Annotated in this window: 6 protein-coding genes and 1 pseudogene; 5 read left to right on the top strand and 2 right to left on the bottom strand. The window is 69.1% G+C overall.

Annotated elements, in window-relative coordinates:
- Positions 1-181 precede the first annotated feature (181 nt).
- Positions 182-274, top strand: a pseudogene (locus tag IE273_RS45465) (IS5/IS1182 family transposase); the annotation flags it as partial.
- 138 nt (positions 275-412) lie between these two features.
- Here the strand turns inward: IE273_RS45465 and IE273_RS42825 are convergent.
- On the bottom strand, positions 413-1,129 hold the full coding sequence (locus IE273_RS42825; RefSeq protein ID WP_014669976.1) for an SDR family oxidoreductase: 717 nt from the start codon (positions 1,127-1,129) through the stop codon (positions 413-415).
- A 71-nt stretch (positions 1,130-1,200) separates the two neighbouring features.
- On the opposite strand from IE273_RS42825, the gene IE273_RS42820 reads away from it, so the two are divergent.
- Complete coding sequence (locus tag IE273_RS42820) at positions 1,201-2,016, top strand: helix-turn-helix transcriptional regulator (RefSeq protein WP_189820515.1); 816 nt, start codon at positions 1,201-1,203, stop codon at positions 2,014-2,016.
- Positions 2,017-2,061: 45 nt separating this feature from the next.
- Here the strand turns inward: IE273_RS42820 and IE273_RS42815 are convergent, their stop codons facing one another.
- Entirely contained in the window at positions 2,062-2,304 is a 243-nt protein-coding gene (locus IE273_RS42815) for a DUF8841 domain-containing protein (RefSeq protein WP_506005287.1), read from the bottom strand.
- A 75-nt stretch (positions 2,305-2,379) separates the two neighbouring features.
- Between IE273_RS42815 and IE273_RS42810 the strand changes: the two genes are divergently transcribed.
- The 3 genes from IE273_RS42810 (at position 2,380) to IE273_RS42800 (ending at position 4,976) form a co-directional block, all read left to right on the top strand.
- On the top strand, positions 2,380-3,078 hold the full coding sequence (locus IE273_RS42810; protein ID WP_189820514.1) for a type 1 glutamine amidotransferase domain-containing protein: 699 nt from the start codon (positions 2,380-2,382) through the stop codon (positions 3,076-3,078).
- 904 nt (positions 3,079-3,982) lie between these two features.
- Entirely contained in the window at positions 3,983-4,237 is a 255-nt protein-coding gene (locus IE273_RS42805; RefSeq protein ID WP_229888143.1) for a hypothetical protein, read from the top strand.
- A 127-nt stretch (positions 4,238-4,364) separates the two neighbouring features.
- Positions 4,365-4,976, top strand: a complete 612-nt coding sequence (locus IE273_RS42800; RefSeq protein WP_189820513.1) for a hypothetical protein — start codon at positions 4,365-4,367, stop codon at positions 4,974-4,976.
- The last annotated feature ends 94 nt before the right edge of the window (positions 4,977-5,070 follow it).

Below are 5,070 nucleotides of genomic sequence, written 5' to 3'. Positions count from 1 at the left end.
GCAGCGGCGAACCTGGCCGTGCTGCTGCTGCCCGAGGCATGGGAGCACCCGGAGCCGGTCACGGCAGAAAACGGCCCCGCGCACACATGCGCGGGACCGGGCCGCCGTGTTCTGTGTTCGGCACCCGTCCCACTGGAACCGGGCCAGTGAGCCGTCCGCCTCGGGACCGCGTCAACGGCGCTCCTGGCCGAACGCCTTCCACCGCCTCGCCCGCTGCCACGAGCGCCGCGCGACCGTCATCCACGCCTTCTTCGACCTCGTCGGCACCGTCATCGCCCCCCATGAGCGCGCACCTGTCTGCGCAGCCTTTGCCTGCTGCCAAGCACGCTTCGGCCCGAGGAGGACCGCCGCCCTGGGAATACGCTTCTTGGGGCGCGCGAGTCAGTGCCGTCGCCTGGGAGCTCAGCGCCGCTCACCAGGGCACGGGCGTTCCGTCCCAGGAGAAGAAGCCGCCGGTGGGACCGTCGTCTGGCAGCAGGGCCAGGCGGGCGGCTCCCTGGGCGGCCTCGGCCGGGTCGTCGCCGGAAGCGGCGGCCAGCGGGTTGAGGTCGGTGGCCCGCATGCCGGGGGCGAGCGCGTTGACCTTGAAGCCGTCCTCGGCCAGCGTCTGGGCGTACAGGACGGTGAGGGCGTTGAGGGCGGCCTTGGACGACCGGTAGGCGGCGGCGCCACCGCTTCCCGGGGTGAACTGGGGGTTGGGGTTCGTGCTCCAGGTCAGCGATGCGGTGCCACTGGAGATGTTGACGATGCGCGGATGCGGGGACCGGCGCAGGGCGGGCAGGAAGGCATTGGTCACCGCCACCACCCCGAAGACGTTGGTCTCGTATGTGCGCCGGAACTCCTCGACGCTCGTGTCGGCCGGCGGGGCGAGCGACGGTGAGATCCCGGCGTTGTTGACCAGCACGTCCAGACGGTCCACCTGGGTCGCGGCCCGTGCGATGCCGTCAAGATCTGTCACGTCGAGGACCAGCAGGCGGGCGCCTGCGCCGATCTCCTCGACGGCTCGCTGTCCGAGCCCGCGGTCGCGAGAGCCCACGTACACGGTGAGGCCCTCGGCGGCGAGGAGCCGGGCGATGTGCTTGCCGATGCCCTTGTTGGCACCGGTGACAAGAGCTGTGCGATCGTTCATGGCAACTACCGTTCCCTGGCTGTGGGCGCCCTGCCAGGGACAACCTGTACCAGGCAGTGAGAGGAAGCGGCATGGCACGGCAAGAGCTGGCCCGCTTCCTGCGGGACCGCCGGGCGGCCCTGCGTCCACACGAGATCGGCCTGACGGCGACGGGCACCGATCGCCGGACACCGGGCCTGCGCCGCGAAGAGGTGGCGGAACTCGCCCACATGTCGGTCGACTACTACGCGCGGCTGGAGCAGGCCCGGGGCCCACGGCCGTCCACCCGGATCCTGGACGCGTTGTCCCAGGCACTACGGCTCACGCCGGCCGAGCGCAGCCACCTGTTCCGCCTGGCGGGATCGAGCGCGCCGCCCGGCATCAGCGCCGTGCGGCGGGTACGCCCGCATGTGGCCCGGATGCTGGAGCGGCTGCCGGAGACCGGTGCCATCGTCACTGACGCTGCGTACGGAGTCGTCGCCTGGAACCCTCTGGCCCAGGCACTGCTCGGCGGCGATCTCGGAGGCGGGAGGACGAACCTGGCCCGGCGCCGCTTCCTTGGCCAGGGGCGGATGTACGAGAGCTCCAGCGCCGAGGAGTTCGGGCACATTGTGGTGGCGCGGCTGCGACGGGCCGCCGACCGCTACCCGCATGACCCGCAGCTGACCGCTCTGCTGGCCGAACTGCACACCGGCAGCGAGGAGTTCCGACAGATATGGCAAACGCGTCCGGTCCACGCCCCCGGGCACCGCACCAAGATCCTCGATCACCCGGAGACCGGCACGCTGCGGTTGAACTGTGACGTCCTGCTCGTGCCCGAGGATGACCAGGAAGTCGTCCTGATCACGGCCGACCCCGGATCACCTGCCGCGCGGACCCTGCACAGGCTGGCCAGGCAGGCGACCTGAAACATAGGACTGGCACAGGTCTCGCCCGTGGTTACAGCGTCGCAACTACATGATCACTGGGGTGAGCTGCTGCCCGGCCCTGGCGATCTGCTTGACCACCTTGTGGCCGGACGGGAGCCGTCCGGCACGCCGCTCCTCCGGCGTCAGCTCGGCAGGCAGGCCGTAGCGCTCCAGCGCGGCCGAGGTGAGGACGAGGACGGGGGCGGCGTCCATGCCGTGGCGGTGCAGTCGGGCCTGGCCGGAAGCTTCCTGATCACCCGCTGCCCCTTTCGGGCCCTTCTTCTGCACGGGACCGGTCTAAGGCCCGCACCGCGGGTAGCCGTCCAGGGAGGCAGGTGACTGCAAGAGCTGCGGGAGACGCTGATGGCTGCCACCAAGAAGATTCTGATCATCGTCACGAACGCGGGCGAGTACCAGAAGGTGGGGATGCGCACCGGGCTGTGGCTCGGCGAGCTGACGCACTTCTACGACTACGCCAAGGACAACGGCTTCGAACTCGACATCGCCAGTCCGGCCGGCGGGTACGTGCCGATCGATCCGGAGAGCCTGGCCCACGACGTGCTCGGCGAACTCGGCACGGACAGGCGCTACCGCGACCGCGAGTTCATGAACATGCTGGAGAACACCAAGAAGGCCGGCGACGTCCGGGTCGAGGACTACGACGCCATCTACTTCACCGGCGGCCACGGGGTGATGTTCGACTTCCGTGACCAGGACCTTGCCGCGCTGACGGCCCGGTTCTATGACAGCGGACGGATCGTCTCGGCGGTCTGTCACGGCCCGGCCGGCCTGCTGGACGTCACGCTCGACACCGGCGACCCGCTGGTCAAGGGCAAGAACGTCACCGGGTTCTCCTGGCCGGAGGAGGAAGCCGCCCAGCGGGCGGACGCCGTCCCCTTCAGCCTGCAGGACGAGCTGAAGAAGCGAGGTGGGAACTACAGCATCGCCGACAAGCCGTTCGACACCCACGTGGTCACCGACGAGCGGCTGATCACCGGCCAGAACCCCGGCAGCGCCCGCGCGGTCGCCGAGGCCGTCGTACACGCCCTGCAGGCCCAATGACACCCACAGCAAGCACCGCCCCGGCCGGAGCCACACCGCGTGTCCTCGTGGTGGTCTCCGCCGCGGACCGGATGGTCGACCTGCTGCACCACGACGCCTTCGCCGACGACTCTCTCAACGAACACTTCGGCGCCCTCATGCAGCACTTCCACGACACCGGCAAGCCGACCGGCCTAATCTGCCACGCGCCGGCGGCGCTCGCCGCCGCCCCGGCCGCCGGCGGCCGGGGGATCTACGACGGCTACCGGATGACCTGCTTCAAGACGATCGTGGACACCCTGCTGGAAACGATCCCGATCGCACGCCGCTTCCCCCCAGCCCTCAAAGAGGACCCCGCCCGGCTGCTGAGCGCTCGCGGCGCCAAGGTCGAGCAGACTGCCGATGGGCAGCAAGGTCGTCGAGAACCGCGAATTGATCACCGGCCAAGACCCCTACTCGGTCACCGCCCTCGGCAAAGCCTTCGTCGTCAAGGTCCGCGCCGCCCGCGGCTGAACCACGCCCATGAGCGCCGCCTACGAGCCCGCCCAGTGGTCCACCCTGTTCGCGGCCACCACCAGCGCCTCCGCGGCCTTGACCGGCCTGCTGTTCATCGCCCCGATCGTTTGACGACAGGCGGCGGACGTGTCCAATGAGCGGTGTGCATCGTGAAATCGCAGGTCACGGGTCTGGTGTGAGTGACGATTCGGGTACTCGTGCCAGTCGACGGCTGATGCCTATGCCGTAGATCATCGGGCAGGGTAGGTTCCGACGCTCTGCCGGGTTCGGCTGCGCCCGCGACTGGCCCCCGCTCACGATCCGTCAGCAGGTCTGCACGGTACGAGACTGCGGGAGGCTGCGGGGATGCAGGAGCGGCAGTAAATCACCGCTCGCCGGAGCGAGTTGGACGCCCTCGCCCGCCGAGCAGTTGACCAAGCAGTTGCAGGGGGTGCAGGTCGAGCGGGAGGAACTGGTGGTCGCGGAGCGAGTGTTGAACCGCCTGGCCGAGCAGGTCCAGGCCGACGCTGGGGCCGTCGCTTCGGCAGCAGCGCGGGTTGCAGGTCGGACGGTCCGGCTCATCCCCCACCGCCGCGACGCCCCGGTCACCAGCCGCGCCCGCGTCGAAGGACCGTTCGGCCTGGTCAGTATTGAGGCCAAAGGCTTCGGCTATTGTTGTCCGTGACCTCCCAGATCCCCGACAGCACCGTCGAAACGGCCGGGCGCACGCTGTACGTCCTGCTCTGAGGGGCCCCGGGGTTGGGGGTGTGCGTGCACAGCCGGGACGTATCGGCCCAGAAGCGAGGACACTGATGGCGGAGGTTTCGGCGGGCAACCCGTGCCCGTTTCTGCGTGCCCTGGTGGCACACGACTACCTTGACGATGGCGTTGTGCCACTGCCGGAGGTGACCCGCACGATCACACGAGTCGCCGCCGCAGGCGAAGGCGACTCCGATCTGCCGGACCGGGCGGTACGGCTGATCGCACTGATCGCGAACGGGATCAGCCCCGCCCAACTGGTCCGCAACTCCCGGCAGGGCCTGCATCTGAACGCGCTACGGGACGGCCCTCTGGACAAACACGGAGCGGGCTCACGCATCCTCGATGTGAAGGTCCACGTCAACGAGAGTGAACTCGACCGACTGGACACCTTCGCCAGCGACAAACAACGGCCCGAGGGTGGCACCGAGCGCGGCCTGGACCACGCCGAGATCACCCGCTACATGGAGGCGAACTACGAGCGTGCCCGGGGCCACCGCCGACGCATCGACCGTAAACTCATGAACGGCGAATTCCCGGAACTCCTGAGGGTGATCGGCCGTGACGGCCCCCAGGGGCGCTATCTGCCCCTCGACGATGTCCGCCGCCTGTTCATCGAGCAGAAACTGCCCCAACGGATACTCGACGGCCTCAAGCAGCTCTGAGACAGCGGGCGCCGGCTGGCTTTGTTCACGAGAACGGGTTCTGGTCCACTGCTTGTGGTGTGGTGACGGGTTGTCACGAGGTAGGGGCGTGATG

Source organism: Streptomyces olivaceoviridis, assembly GCF_014650115.1.
In the GTDB taxonomy this organism is placed as follows: Bacteria; Actinomycetota; Actinomycetes; order Streptomycetales; family Streptomycetaceae; genus Streptomyces; species Streptomyces olivaceoviridis.
This window is presented reverse-complemented; position numbering and strand designations above follow the sequence as displayed.